Origin of the sequence: Maribacter sp. BPC-D8 (genome assembly GCF_035207705.1) — a bacterium.
Lineage (GTDB): Bacteria > Bacteroidota > Bacteroidia > Flavobacteriales > Flavobacteriaceae > Maribacter.
Genome location: NZ_CP128187.1, coordinates 4,434,917 through 4,449,895, shown reverse-complemented (window position 1 = coordinate 4,449,895; position 14,979 = coordinate 4,434,917). Strand labels below are relative to the sequence as shown.

The window sequence follows — 14,979 nt, the reverse complement described above, 5'->3', positions numbered from 1 at the left end:
AATATGAAAAACATTAAACAATTAATATTCCTTGTAATATTTGGACTTTTACTATCAAATACTACGTACGCGTCTGAAATAATTCATATAAAAAATACGGAAGATGATATGACCACAACCGTTCGTGATGCCATAGCGAACGCAAAAGAAAAAGATATCAAATTAGTTTTCGAAAAAGGTAGCTATACCTTTCTCACAGATTATGCAATTGGTAAATATCTACATATTACAAATCACGGTAATGGTTTCAAAAAGATAATTTTCAATTTTGAAGGCTTTAATTCTGTAGAAATAGAAGGTAATGGTTCAGAATTTATATTCTCTGGACAAACTGCACCTTTTGTTTTCGAAGGTTGTAAAACTATTAAAGTTAACGGTATTACTTTAGATTGGAGCATTCCATTTTCTTTTCAAGGTGATGTTATAGCTGTCAATGCCGAAGAACATTATTATGATTTAAAACCATATACTGAAGGGTTTTCATGGGAATTAACAAAAGGACAAATTGAGTTTCCCGGTATTAACGACTTTAATTTTTCATCTTTAGGAAGTAGCTTGTCACATAATAAAGCAACCAAGGCAGTGGATTATGGTGCTTTCGACATGTCCTTAAACCCCAGCTATGTAGAAAAATTAGCTAATGGAAATTTACGTTTTCATGATAAAGGCATTAAACATTTTCCAAGAATAGGTACTGTTTTACAATCTAAGGGCGATAAAAACAACAACCGTTATGCTCCCGCATTCTTAGTGAGAAATTCATCAAATATAATCTTCGACAAAGTGGTTATACATCACGCTTTAGGAATGGGGTTTTTATTTGAACGTTCAGAAGACATTAAAATACAAAATTGTGGAATTTACATAAAAGAAGGTTCTAATCGTGTCATTTCTATTATTGCAGATGCTACACATTTTGCCAATTGTAAAGGGGACATCTTAATAGAGAACTGTCGTTTTGAAGGTATGTATGATGATGGCACCAATGTTCATGGCACTTATGTTGAAGTAGATAAAGTTTTAAATAACAATACAGTTAGAGTTGCTTTAAGGCATGACCAACAGTTGGGCTTTGAGTTTGCAGGTATTGGTGATGAAGTATGGTTTATAAAAAGTCCGAATCCGCAAAGAGCTGAAGAAAACACAGTGTCTTCTGTAAAAGCTATTAATGATATTTATACCGAAATTACCTTTGAAAACGAATTGATATCAGATCTTAAACCGGGAGATATTTTAGAGAATAAAACTTGGAACCCTACATTTACAATGCGTGGTAATACCATTAGAGATCATAGAGCACGGAATATCATTATTAAAACACCAAAGAAAATTATTATTGAAGACAATGATTTATCATCAATGATGTCATCAATTATGTTACGTGGAGAAACATTTTATTGGTACGAGTCTGGTAATGTTGAGGAGGTCATAATTAGAAATAATAGGTTTGTACATTGTGCCTATGGCGGCGCAGAACACGCTGTATTAAAAGTATCACCTAGACTTGGTAATGCTTTTGATGATTCAATTACCTATGACAGAAATATTCAATTTATAAATAATTCAATTGAAACATTTGACAATAGAATTATTTGGGCAGACCGTGTTGACGGATTACTAATAAAAAACAACACCATCAAACAAACCACCACTGAAAAACCGCAATATCCCGACGCTTCTATGTTTGATTTAATTAATTGTAAAGATGTAGAAATCACTAATAATACGTACGAGGGTAATTGTGAAAACGTCTTGAAGGCAGATGATGTTTCAAAAAAGACCTTGGTTTTTAAAAAGAATAAGGGGTTTAAAAAATAGAAGTATGAAAAACTGTTTGATGCTATTTATAGTTTTGATTTTTATTTCATGTAGAAATGAAAAACGTTCTAATAAAGAAGCAGCGAAAAAACCAAATATTATTTTTGTTTTAGTAGACGATTTAGGCTATGCCGATGTTGGCTTTAATGGATCAACTTATTTTGAAACCCCCAATATAGATGCATTAGCGAAAGAAAGCTTAGTGTTAGACAATGCGTACATGTACCCTACATGTTCACCCTCTCGTACGGCAATTTTTACAGGCAAACAATCTTTTAGAACTGGCGTTTACACGGTACCGGTATTAGAAAAAGGGACGGCTGAAGAAAATATTTTTTCTAGATGGACGGTTGGTAAAGAGCACCCTATTTACGCAGAACCATTAGCTGATGCCGGCTACAAATCTATTCATATTGGAAAATATCATATCGTAGGTCCGTATCCTGAGTTAGAAATGGCAATGGAATTCCCCTTTAAACAAAAACTAACACAACCAGAGCCAGGAGACTATTCTTGGGTAGAAAAGCATAAGAAACCAGAGATTAGTCAGTACTATCCTGAAGGAAGAGGTTTTATAAAAAATGTTGGTGGTACGTTCAGAGGTGATCCTGGTTTTGAAGAAGGTGGTTACAAAAGTATAGCGGGTGGTTATTGGGCACCTTTTAGCAATCCTTTTATAGAAAAGAAAAAAGATGATAATTGGCTGACCGACCGGTTAACAGATGAGGCAATTGATTTTATGGATTCTCATAAAGAAGAACCATTTTTAATCAACCTAAACTTTTATGCCGTTCATAGACCTATTCGGGCAAGAAGTGAAGCATTGTATGAAAAATACATGACGAAACCTGTTGATTCTATTTTAGGTCAAGGTTTAGAAAAAAATGCCAAAGCTAAAGACCTTACGGCAAAATATGCCACAATGCTAGCATCTGTTGATGATAACATACAACGTCTATTAACTTATCTAGATAAGAGTGGATTAAGAGAGAATACTATAATAATCTTTACTTCAGATAACGGTTACCATAGAATAGCAAGTGCGAACAACACATTAAGAGGCGCAAAAGGAGATATTTATGAAGGCGGTATAAAAGTACCTATGTTAGTAAATTGGCCTAAAAAAATAACACCAAGAAGAAGCGATGTTGCAGTAAGTGGTCTAGATGTTTTTCCAACCCTTTTAGATGTAGCGCAAATTGAAGACTTTGAAGGTAAATTAGACGGTTCTTCATTGGCACCTTTATTCAGAAATGATACTAAATCTTTAAATGAAAGACCATTATTTTGGCATTTAGCAAGCCAATATAAACATGGAACTTGTTCTGTTATAAGAAAGGGAAACTATAAGTTAATTCAGTTTTTAGCCGATGGTTCTCTTGAATTATTCAATTTAAAAGAGGATCAAAAAGAAAGTCATAACCTAGCTAATGAGCTACCAGAAATAACTGAAAATTTACTAGGCGAGTTAGTTGAATGGCGAAAAGCAAATAATGTAGCATTGCCCCCAAATGCTGTTATGGATTTTTAGAAAAAAGCCCCATAAATATTCATTATTACATATTTCTATCTAAGTTGTAACAAGGGCAATTTTGGATTTAGTCGTCTAGGTAGAAGTAACTTTAAGCATGTTAATTGTATAACCAAACATACACTGTATTACGTAAGTTTAGTACCTCTAGCTACATGAAATGTACTTAAAAAGACATAATACTTCGTTTTCAAAATATCTTTGTATTTATAATCTTTATAACTAATCAAAATGAAAATAGGAACATCAAAATTACTGCTATGCGTATTCGTAAGTTGTATTATATTTTCTTGTAATACGAAGGCTCAGACTAAAAAAAAGCCAAATGTTCTATGGATAATCGCTGAAGACTTATCCCCATTTATGGGCTGTTATGGAGATTCTATTAATACAGGGCATACTCCGGTTATTGATCAGCTGGCTAGTGATGGTGTACTTTTTAAACGTGCCTATACCACCGCACCCGTTTGTTCGGCAGCAAGGTCTGCGATAATTACAGGTGTTATGCAAACGACAACTGGCACACACAATCATAGATCTAGTCGATTTACAGAAGATAGTATTGTACCTCAAAACTTACGTATTCTACTACCCAAAGACATGAAAACCATACCTGAATTAATGAAAGATGCAGGGTATTTCACCTTTAATAGCGGAAAAGATGATTATAACTTCCACTATGACAGAACAGCTTTATATGATGTTGGCACCAAAGAAAACTACAAGCCTGGCATGAACGGTTGGCAAGGTAATCATGCAATTGATTTTATGACGGTAAAGAATTATGTATGGAATGCTAGAAAAGACAAAGACCAGCCTTGGTTTGGACAAGTTCAAATAATGGGCGGAAAAAAAGATTACAAATATGTACGAGAAGGAGAAAAATTAGCGCCAAATGATGTGCCGTTACCTCCTTATTTCCCTAATATTCCATCTCAACGAGAAGCTTGGACCACGCATTATAACGCAAATAGAGGATCTGATGTTACTGTAGAAAATATACTAAAACAACTTGAAGCAGACGGAGAGTTAGAAAATACCATAATATTTTTCTTTTCGGACCATGGTAGTCCAACATCTCTTCGCCATAAACAATTCTGTTATGAAGGTGGTATGTTAGTGCCCTTAATGGTAAAGGGGAACCATCCCGCTTTAAAAGCTGGTGATGTAAGAAACGATTTGGTATCCTTATTAGATGTGTCTGCAACAACTTTAGCAATGGGCGGAGCTCAAATACCAGCTTATTTAGATGGTCAAGATTTATTTGCAGAAACGTTTAAGGAAAAAGAATATGTAATTGGAGCTAGAGATCGTTGCGATTATACAATCGACAGAATAAGAACTGTAGTTTCTGAAGACTTTCGGTATATCAAAAACTTTTTTCCAGACAGGCCTATGATGCAAGCTGGTTATAGAGATAATAAACCTATTGTTTTAGATATGAAGAAAGCTCATGAAGAAGGTAAATTAACACCCTACCAAGAAGAGCATTGGTTTGGAGTAAGACCTGTTGAGGAGCTATACGATTTAAAAGCAGATCCAGATCAAATTAATAATCTTGCTAACGACCCAAAATTTTCTAATATACTTGTCGAGCACAGAGCGGTTTTAGAAAACTGGATGAAAGAAACCGACGATAAAGGACAGTATCCTGAAGATGTTGCGCAATTAGAAGCAACCTTTAATTTATGGAAAGACAGACCACGTTTTAAAAATGCAAAGGTTAACCCTGAATACGATCAGTTTAAATAAAATTGAATATTTATTAAAACAAAAACAACGTTATGAAAATTAGAAATATTCTATTCTTTTTTGTTTTTATATCTACTTTGTTTTCATCTTGTAAAGAGCAAGAAAAAAAACAGAAAGAAACAGCTGAAGAAACTAAACAACCCAACATTGTATTATTATTCGTTGATGATTACGGGTGGTCAGATGTAGGGTTTAGAAATGATACTTTTAGCACACCAAATATTGACCAACTCAAAAAAGAAGGTTTAAATTTCAACAGAGCATATATTCCAACACCGACTTGTAGCCCAAGTCGACTTTCTTTGTTAACGGGAAAAGAAGCTATAAGATTGGGTATGCCTAGACACATTGCTCTAGATCCAAATAAGCCAGATGCCGAATATAACTTATGGCCAACCGACCCTGTGCAGATGCCATCAAGAAATTATTTACCTCTTGAAGAAGTTACCTATGCCGAAAAACTTAAAGAAGAAGGTTACTACAATTATTTTGTTGGCAAATGGCATTTAGGTCATAAAGGGCGTTACCCTACTGATCAAGGTTTTGATGAAGAATTCGGAACAACAGATCATGGGCATCCTAAAAGCTATTACTTCCCATTTTTTAAGGATGGTGACCCTAACGGATTCATGAAAAATTATAAAGAAGGTGATTACCTTACTGACGTATTAACTGATGGTGCTGTTGACTTTATTAAAACCTATGATAAGGCAGATCCTTTTATGCTGTCATTTTGGTATTATTCTGTACATGGACCTTCTGTAGGTAGAAAAGACTTATTGAAGAAATATCAAGAAGCTGGTTTAGAGGGTAAATATGCACATCATGCTGCTATGGTCGAAGCTATGGATGAATCTATTGGTCGGGTTAGAAATGCATTAAAAGAAAAAGGAATTGAAGAAAATACAGTAATTATCGTATTATCTGATCAAGGTGGGGCTTATACCAACGCACCACTTAGCGGTGGTAAAAAAGGTGGAAACACATTAGGTGAAGGTGGTGCAAGAGTACCATTTATCATAAAATATCCTGGCGTTACCAAAGCAAACACAGAAAGTAATACTCCTGTTCAATCTATAGATTTATATCCAACTTTAATTGAAATCGCTTCAGGCAAGAAGTATAACGACAATCAAATTCAAGGGGTTAGTTTACTACCTATTTTAAATGGTAGCGATATTGAACAAAGAGAACTTTATTTCTTTAGAAGTTATGAAGACCAATATGCCGCTGTAATTTCTGGAGATTGGAAATTGGTAAAGTATCACAGCGGAAAATTTCAGCTATTCAATGTTTCAGAAGACATCAGTGAACAAAACGATTTAATAGGAAAAGGGCTAGACATTGAAAAGAAACTTATAGCAGATATTGCCGCTTGGGAAAAAGAAGCTGTACCAACTTACTAAATATTGCATATGAAAATACTTAAATTATCTACGTTACCACTACTAAGCATCTTTTCAAGTTTTCTTCTGTTTTCAATAGCATCATGTGGTGATAAAAAAGTCGAAAAGGTTGCAAGCACTAAAAAGACTAAACCAAACATCATTTGGCTGATGGCTGAAGACATGAGCACAGATTTGGCTTGTTACGGTTTGCCAAATGTAAAAACCCCTAATTTAGACAAAATGGCAACTGACGGTGTTCGTTTCGATAATGCCTTTGTAACCAATCCTATTTGTTCGCCAAGTCGTTCTGCAATGATGATCGGTACGCATCAAGTAAAAACCAATACGCATAATCATCGTAGCAATAGAGATATTCCTTTAGACAAACAGTTTACGCCTATGACACAAAAATTACGAGAAGCGGGTTACACTACTATTTTGGGTAATCATTCCGTAATGAAAAAAGGACGTAAAATCGACGTTAATTTTAAGCATGAACCTATCGGGAGTTGGGACGGAGAAACTAATTTTGGCTTATTTGACAAGTATGACAATTTTGAAAAAGCCGATGAACCATTCTTTGCACAAATTCAATTGGTAGCAACACACCGAGGGGATTGGTGGAACGAGGTTCGTGAAAAATCTGAGCATCCTGTTGATCCAGATAATGTTGAAATGCCTTCTTATATGGCAGATCACCCGGCAATTCGTTTAGATTGGGCTAAATATTTAGACCAGATTGAATATATAGATAATGAAGTGGGAATGATTTTTAAAGAACTTGAAGAAAAAAATATGGCAGATAATACTGTTGTTATTTTTATAGGTGATAATGGTCGTTGTAATATTAAAGGAAAGGGGTATTTACATGATCCAGGCTTAAGAATTCCTTTAATTGTTTATTACCCAGAGCAATTTAAAGGTGGCGAAGTAAGAAAAGATGTTGTGAGTGCAACAGATATTACCGCTAGTATTTTAGATTTTGCCCAAATTGAAATTCCGACTTATATGACCGGTCAGCCAATATTTGATGCCAATTTCAATAGAGAGTATGTTTATGGCGCACGTGATTTATGGGATGAGATTGACGAGAAATCAAGAGCCATTACCTCTGATGAATGGAAATATATTAGAAACGATAAGCCAGAAATACCATTTGACGCCCACCAAGCGTATTTAGAATTTTATCGCCCAGCTGTTCATATAATGCGTCAGCTTAAAAAAGAAGGCAAATTAACCGATGAACAAAAATTCTTCTTTGAAGACACCAAGCCTGTAGAAGAATTATACAATCTAAAAAATGACCCTCAAGAGTTAGTTAATTTAGCTACCAATGCAGAATATGAAACCATCTTGACTCAAATGAGAGCGAAAACTATTGATTTTGATAATAGAATGAAACCCGTAAGTGACATCTACGAACCTAAGTCTGTTCAGAGTACAGTCGATTTAGTTGAATGGATAAAAAATGAACACCCAGAGGTACGTAAACAAATGGAAGATGGTGTAGAAATCGGATTTAAAAAATGGGGGAAAATCTATAAAGATTACCAACAGAACAATAGCAAATAAAGAATACATAATTCTTACCTCACCAATAGTAGCTTTATTGAGCCTTTTTTAGGTCATAAAATTAATCTTGTAAAACCAAACTTCTAATTGAAGTTTGGTTTTTTAATTTAATTGATTTTACAGAAGCAAAAAACCACTACTTCTACCCCACCCTTAATATATTTCTAAAAAGACAATTACTATAACCGAAAACCAAGCATTTTTGACCAATAAATCGCGTTCAAAAATTAAGTAATTTACGTTAAATTCAAAATTCACCTTCTAAAAACACCAGCGTTTACTAGGGTTTAATGTTAATTTACTCTTAAATACATTTTATGTACGGGTATGTACATCGGCTTTTTTGAATTGACTGATATTTACTCTTGTAAAACATAGTCAATGTCAATTCAAAACTACATTTTAAAAATTATTCTATTATCGAATTTAGTTTTCAGCATCAATTGTTATAGTCAACAATTATCAGAAAATGAGGTAGTAGTTTTTGGTTTAGACATTGCCGAAGATGCAACACCTGCATTAGTATCAAGAATTTTAAAAGCTAATGAAAATCCGATTTCAGAAATAAAATTTGAAAAAGGAACTTATCATTTTTATCCGGATAAGGGTTTTGAAAAATTTTGCTATATCTCTAATCATGGAGATTTAATGATCAATACTCCTTTTCCCCTATTTAATATGAACAACCTTGTAATAGATGGACAAGGTTCTACATTCATATTTCATGGAGTAATGATTCCCTTTTTAATAGATGATAGTAAAAATATAAGTGTAAAGAATTTATCTATCGACTGGTATCAGTCTTTTCATAGCGAAGGTTTAATCGTTGCCAACGATGAAGCAAATAAAACATTTGACATGCAAATTTCAAATGAATACCCTTACGATATTCGAAATGGTCAATTGTTTTTCATAAAAGAATACTATCAACATACTATTGGGCAATCTATTTTATTTGACCCCAAAAGAAAAGCAATTTCTTTTGATACAGAAGCATACACAGGTATTACGACAAAATCAAAATCAGAAACAACTTTTAATCTAGATACGATTACCTATAAGTATGAGTATGATAAACGCGATGTTGATAACAAGAATATAGGAATACAAAATCGTGTAACGGTAAAAGAAATAAAACCAGGTTTACTTCGTGTATTCGGGCACACAAAAAAAATGCCACCTGTAGGTCATATACTATCAATGAAAGGTGAACAAGGTTTAAATAGAGTGTCACCTGCGTTTAGTGTAAAAAATACAAATGGTTTTAATGCCTTAAACGTTACTGTACATCATGCAGGTGGTATGGGTATTATTGCCGAAAACTCTGCCGATATTATACTTGATAACTTTAATGTTACCCCATCTCAAGGTCGTATGGTATCTACAACTGCAGACGCCACACATTTTGTTGGTTGTAGAGGAAAATTGGAATTAAAAAATTGCACGTTCGAAAATCAACTTGACGATGCTTCTAACATTCACGGAACATATCAAAAAATAGTCGATGTACTTGACGATTACAGAATTGGTGTTAGAATGGGGCATCATCAGCAAAAAGCTTTTGTGATAGGGCGACCTAACGACAATTTAGGTTTTGTAAGATTGAGCGAATCTTTTTTTCCATATAAGAAATCAACTATAAAGAACATAGAGTATATCAATAACAGATATCAAATAATAACACTTAACGATAAGTTACCTGAAAATTTAAAAGCAGGCGATTTAGTTGAAAATCTTGATGGCTACCCTGACCTACTAGTTCAAAACTGCACTATAAGAAATAACAGAGCAAGAGGTTTGTTGATTTCGAACCCTGTACAGACGGTCATTGAAAACAATTTCTTTAGTACTGAAATGGAAGCAATTTTAATGCCTGTTGAAAGTGGGCATTGGTATGAATCTGGTAATGCCGCAAATGTGGTTATTAAAGGAAACATATTTCAAGACTGTCAACATGGAGGAAAAAACCGAGGTGTAATTCGATTCGATACAGATGATGACAATGAAAATATAGCCTTCAAAAACATTGAAATTACAGATAACACATTTAATCAATTTGACAATTTAATTCTCGAGATCACCAATGTTGATGGTCTCGTTTTTAAAGGAAATGTAATTACAAACTCAAGTACGTTCCCTCAACTTTATCCAGAAAACCCAGCAATTACAGTAGTGAATTCTAAAAATCTGATTTTCAAGAAGAATAAATACAAAGGAAAAGTAAACTCCAATTTTTTAATAACGGTAGACGGTTCAATGTCTGATTTAAAACTCAAATAAAATAAAACAACTATTCAAATGAAAAAATATTAATCTATTAAAATCATCCAAAATTTAACTTAAAACTAATTATATGAAACTAAAAAAACACTCACTTACTAATAAGCTATTGAGCAGGTATCTGCTCTTTACTTTATTATTAACAACGTTTGCTAGCCTACAAGCACAAGCGCAAGCGCAAGATCTTACGGTTACCGGTACCATTACAAGTGCTGAAGACGGTTATCCAATACCAGGAGCAACGGTAATAATAAAAGGAACAACAACAGGTTCGATATCTGACTTTGATGGAGTTTATTCTATTGACACCCAAATTGGCGATACATTAGAATTCAGTTTTATCGGCACAGAGAGCCAAAGTGTAACAGTAACCAAAAATACGCTGAATGTGGTTCTGGTCTCACAAGCCGAAAACCTTGATGAAGTTGTAATAATTGGGTACGGTTCAATTGCTAAAAAAGATGTTACAGGTTCTGTATCTTCTGTAAGTACAAAACAGATAACACAAACGCAAACAACATCTATAGCGCAAGCGATACAAGGTAGAGCTGCTGGGGTTGCTGTAACTAAAAGTTCAGGTCAACCAGGATCTACGCCTACTGTAAGAATTAGAGGTGTCGGTACTGTTAACAATTCAGACCCTTTATATATCGTAGATGGCGTACCAATTAATGACATCTCTAATGTTAATATGGATGATGCTCAGTCTATTCAAGTTTTAAAAGATGCATCTGCTACAGCTATTTATGGTTCAAGAGGTGCCAATGGGGTGGTCTTGATCGCTACAAAAACGGGTCGTGCGTCTAAACCATCTATTTCTTATAAAACCTACACAGGTATGGAAACTAGAATTGACAATTTAGATGTTATGAATGCCGAACAATGGGCAACTTTATATAATGAAGGAAAAACTAATGATGGTGCTGCTATAGATCCTGATTTTTCAAACCCTTCATCTTTAGATTCTTATAACTGGAAAGATGCAGCTTATAGAACTGGTAACATACAAAGTCATCAACTAGCTGTTTCTGGTGGAAGCGAAAAAATATCATATTACGTCTCTTTCGGTAAATTAGACCAAAAAGGTATATTAAAAAATACTTCTTTTGATAGAACTAACTTTAGAGTAAACAATACCTATCAAATAAAACCCCAAATAAAAGTGGGTCAGAATCTTCAGTATTCAAAATCAAAATCCAATTCTGTAAGTGCTACAGGTGCTAACTCTAATCTAAAAACTGCATTTATTGGTTATGTTGTAGATCCCGTATCACCGATATTTACAGCAGACGGTACACCAGCTAGACCCTTATATTCTACAGAAATAAGAAACCCTGTCGGTTTAACTATATATGATCAGACTCCATTAACAAAAGAGAGCTTTTTAGGAAATATATTTATTGAGGCAGACCTGTTTAAAGGTTTATCATTTAGATCAAATTATGGTTTAGAGATTAATAATAGAAAGACAGATAACTTTCGATCTGAATACTTTATCTCTGCAGAACAGAATAGACCTGTTAATTCTTATAGTTTAATGAGATCCGAAAACAAGGTTAGTGTTTGGTCTAACACTTTAAATTATAGAACAACGATTAATCAAAAGCATAGTATTAATGCGCTAATTGGTCATGAATCGCAAAAATCAGATTTCAACAATGTTATAGCTTCAAGAAGTAATATTCCAGAAGGCGTCGACAACCCTACTTTAGGCGCAGGGGCAGTAGATTCTTCAACAAATGGAGGTGGCATTTCAACATCGTCTTTATTATCTTATTTCGGAAGACTAAACTATAGTTATGACGAAAGGTATTTATTTACCGGTACTTATAGAATTGATGGGTCTTCTAGATTTGGAGAGAATAATAGATTTGCTCAATTTCCATCTTTAGCCTTAGCATGGAATATTAAAAACGAAGATTTTTTCAAAAGCGAAGCTATCAATCAATTTAAAGTTAGAGTAGGATGGGGAGAAACAGGAAATCAAAACATACCAAACTCTGCCATTTTTAGCACCTTAAGTACTAGTGAAAATTATTTATTGGGTAATGATGAAACTACGGTAGTTGGTTTGGCTCCATTAAGACCAGGTAATCCAGATTTAAAATGGGAAACGACCACTACAACAAACGTAGGTCTTGACTTGGGCTTTCTAGAAAACGCTATCACTTTTACTGCTGATTATTTTATTAAGACTACTTCAGATATGTTGTTAGAGTCACCAATACTACAAACATCAGGCTTTGGTTTGAACCCGACTATAAACGCTGGGGAAATTGAAAATAAAGGATTTGAATTTTCTGCCAACTATAAAAAAAGTATCAATGATTTTTTCTTTAGCGTAGGTGGTAATATTTCTATAATAGACAATACCGTAGTTAGTTTAGCTTCAGAAGGTAGCTCAATAAATACAGGTAACGCAGGTAATGGATATTCAAATATTAGTAGAACAGAAGCTGGTCGGTCTATTGCATCTTTCTATGGTCTAGAGGCAATCGGACTTTTTCAGAACCAAGATGAAATAGACAATAACGCGAGTTTAAACGGTAATCTACCTGGAGACGTGCAATACAGAGATCAAAATGGAGATGATGTTATCAATGATGATGACAGAACATTTATTGGTTCTCCATTACCAGATTTTACGTATGGAATTAATGTTGATATGATTTACAAACAATTCGACTTTTCAATGTTCTTTCAAGGTGTTCAGGGGAATGATATTTTTAATGCTACCGGATATTTATTAGACGGAAAATTAGACTCTAATCTAAGTACTGAATATCTTAATAGATGGACAGGTGAGGGTACATCTAACTCTGTACCTAGAGCCACATTTGATGGGTTTGCCAATAATAGCAGACTATCTAGCAGGTTTGTTCAAGATGGATCTTATTTAAGATTAAAAAACATTCAATTAGGGTATAATTTTGATAGTAGTGTACTTGAGAAAACATTTATAACCAAAGCTAGAGTCTATTTAGCAGGTCAAAATTTACTTACCATTACAAATTACAATGGCTTAGATCCAGAACTAGGTGTAGATGAAACCCAAACACAAGATGGTAGTAATACATCTTTAGATTTAGGTATTGACAGAGGTAGATACCCATCAACAAGAACAGTTACTGTAGGTCTTGATATTAACTTTTAAAAAAACTATTTATGAAAATATATAATAACATTCAGAGATATATAAAGTACGGTTTACCTGCGATAATGATTGCAATAGTATCTTGTACAGATGAGCTTGATTCTGAAGCCTATGGAGAACCTGTTTTAGAAAACTTTTATACTAATCCGGTTCAGGCAGAGCAAGCTCTAGTAGCATCATATTCGTCAATGAGCGAAATAGCGGGTAGTAACTTTTGGGGTACCATGGGTAATGATGTCATTTTTGGAGAAATAGGTACAGATGACTTTATAAAAGGAGGACGTACAGCAGAAAATAATACTCCACTACTAGAAAGAGATACTTGGACAATTTCTACATCAAGCCAAATAATAGAACAGATGTGGAAGGTAAATTACAAAGGTATTTTATTTACCAATTTGGTCATAGAAAACGTACCGAACATTGATTTTGATGATGAAGAAAGAAAAAAGGAAATTTTAGCAGAAGCTCATTTTTTACGTGCCTTTTATTATTTTGATTTGGTAAACTCGTTTGGTGGTGTACCAATTATAGATAAGCCTTTAAGTATAGGCGAGTTCAATGTTCCCCGATCTACAAAAGAAGAATCTTATACATTTATTGAAGATGATTTAAAAATTGCAATCGCCGATTTACCTTCGAGATTAAATAGAGATGCCAATTATACTGGGCGTGCCGATAAAGGGGCTGCGTTAGGTATGATGATGCGTGTATTATTATATCAAAATAAAATGGCACAAATTGAGACCTATGGTAATCAGCTGTTTGCTTTAGGCTTTCAATTAACACCAGATTATACTACCATTTTTCAACCAGAAGGTGAATGGAATTCAGGATCTCTTTTCGAAATTAATTTTTCTTCAGATGCCAGTATTTTAGGTACAGGTATACCAAGACGTGTAAACCCGAATAGTAATAAAGGAGGGGGGTTTGTACAAGCAAGAGAAGATTTAAGAAATGAATACGAGGAAAATGATCCTAGATTTGATGCTACTTTATTCTTTAAAGATGCTAATTATGGAACAGATTGGTATGTAAGAAAGTACTCTTGGGCTCCTTATTCAAATTATGAATTACCAGCTATTGGGGGTAATAATAACAGCGCAAATAATATTCGTATCATAAGACTCTCTGATGCTTATTTAATGTACGCAGAAGCTATTTACAATTCAGACCCAACAACAGCAATTGAATATGTAAACAAGGTTAGAACTAGAGCTAGAGGAACTGCTGCAGCTACTGTAGTGCCAGATTTGCCTAATTCTTTAACTGGGCAAGACTTACTAGATGCTATCTATCATGAAAGACGTGTAGAGTTAGCTGGTGAAGGGTTCAGGTTTCACGATTTGGTTAGAACAGATAGAGCGGGAGCTTTACTAAGCCCCTATGGCTTTACACAGGGTACAAATGAGATAATGCCATTACCTATAAATGAAATAACATTATCAAATGGCGTTTTAACACAAAACCCTAATTATTAGAAT

The 14,979-nt window shown here is 34.1% G+C and carries 8 protein-coding genes; all 8 read left to right on the top strand.

Going from position 1 to position 14,979, the window contains the following annotated elements; translation table 11 throughout:
• Window positions 1-3 precede the first annotated feature (3 nt).
• Window positions 4-1,818, top strand: a complete 1,815-nt coding sequence (locus QSV08_RS19485; protein WP_324025363.1) for a right-handed parallel beta-helix repeat-containing protein — start codon at window positions 4-6, stop codon at window positions 1,816-1,818.
• 4 nt (window positions 1,819-1,822) lie between these two features.
• Window positions 1,823-3,349 carry a sulfatase gene (locus QSV08_RS19480; RefSeq protein WP_324025362.1) on the top strand — a complete coding sequence of 509 codons (1,527 nt, stop codon included), beginning with the start codon at window positions 1,823-1,825 and terminating at the stop codon, window positions 3,347-3,349.
• Window positions 3,350-3,580: 231 nt separating this feature from the next.
• On the top strand, window positions 3,581-5,101 hold the full coding sequence (locus QSV08_RS19475; protein WP_324025361.1) for a sulfatase: 1,521 nt from the start codon (window positions 3,581-3,583) through the stop codon (window positions 5,099-5,101).
• A gap of 32 nt (window positions 5,102-5,133) precedes the next feature.
• Entirely contained in the window at window positions 5,134-6,507 is a 1,374-nt protein-coding gene (locus QSV08_RS19470; RefSeq protein WP_324025360.1) for a sulfatase, read from the top strand.
• A gap of 9 nt (window positions 6,508-6,516) precedes the next feature.
• Complete coding sequence (locus tag QSV08_RS19465) at window positions 6,517-8,061, top strand: sulfatase (RefSeq protein WP_324025359.1); 1,545 nt, start codon at window positions 6,517-6,519, stop codon at window positions 8,059-8,061.
• A 381-nt stretch (window positions 8,062-8,442) separates the two neighbouring features.
• Window positions 8,443-10,341, top strand: coding sequence for a right-handed parallel beta-helix repeat-containing protein (locus QSV08_RS19460; protein ID WP_324025358.1), 1,899 nt, complete (start codon window positions 8,443-8,445; stop codon window positions 10,339-10,341).
• 73 nt (window positions 10,342-10,414) lie between these two features.
• Window positions 10,415-13,495, top strand: a complete 3,081-nt coding sequence (locus QSV08_RS19455; RefSeq protein ID WP_324025357.1) for a SusC/RagA family TonB-linked outer membrane protein — start codon at window positions 10,415-10,417, stop codon at window positions 13,493-13,495.
• 11 nt (window positions 13,496-13,506) lie between these two features.
• Window positions 13,507-14,976, top strand: coding sequence for a RagB/SusD family nutrient uptake outer membrane protein (locus tag QSV08_RS19450; RefSeq protein WP_324025356.1), 1,470 nt, complete (start codon window positions 13,507-13,509; stop codon window positions 14,974-14,976).
• The last annotated feature ends 3 nt before the right edge of the window (window positions 14,977-14,979 follow it).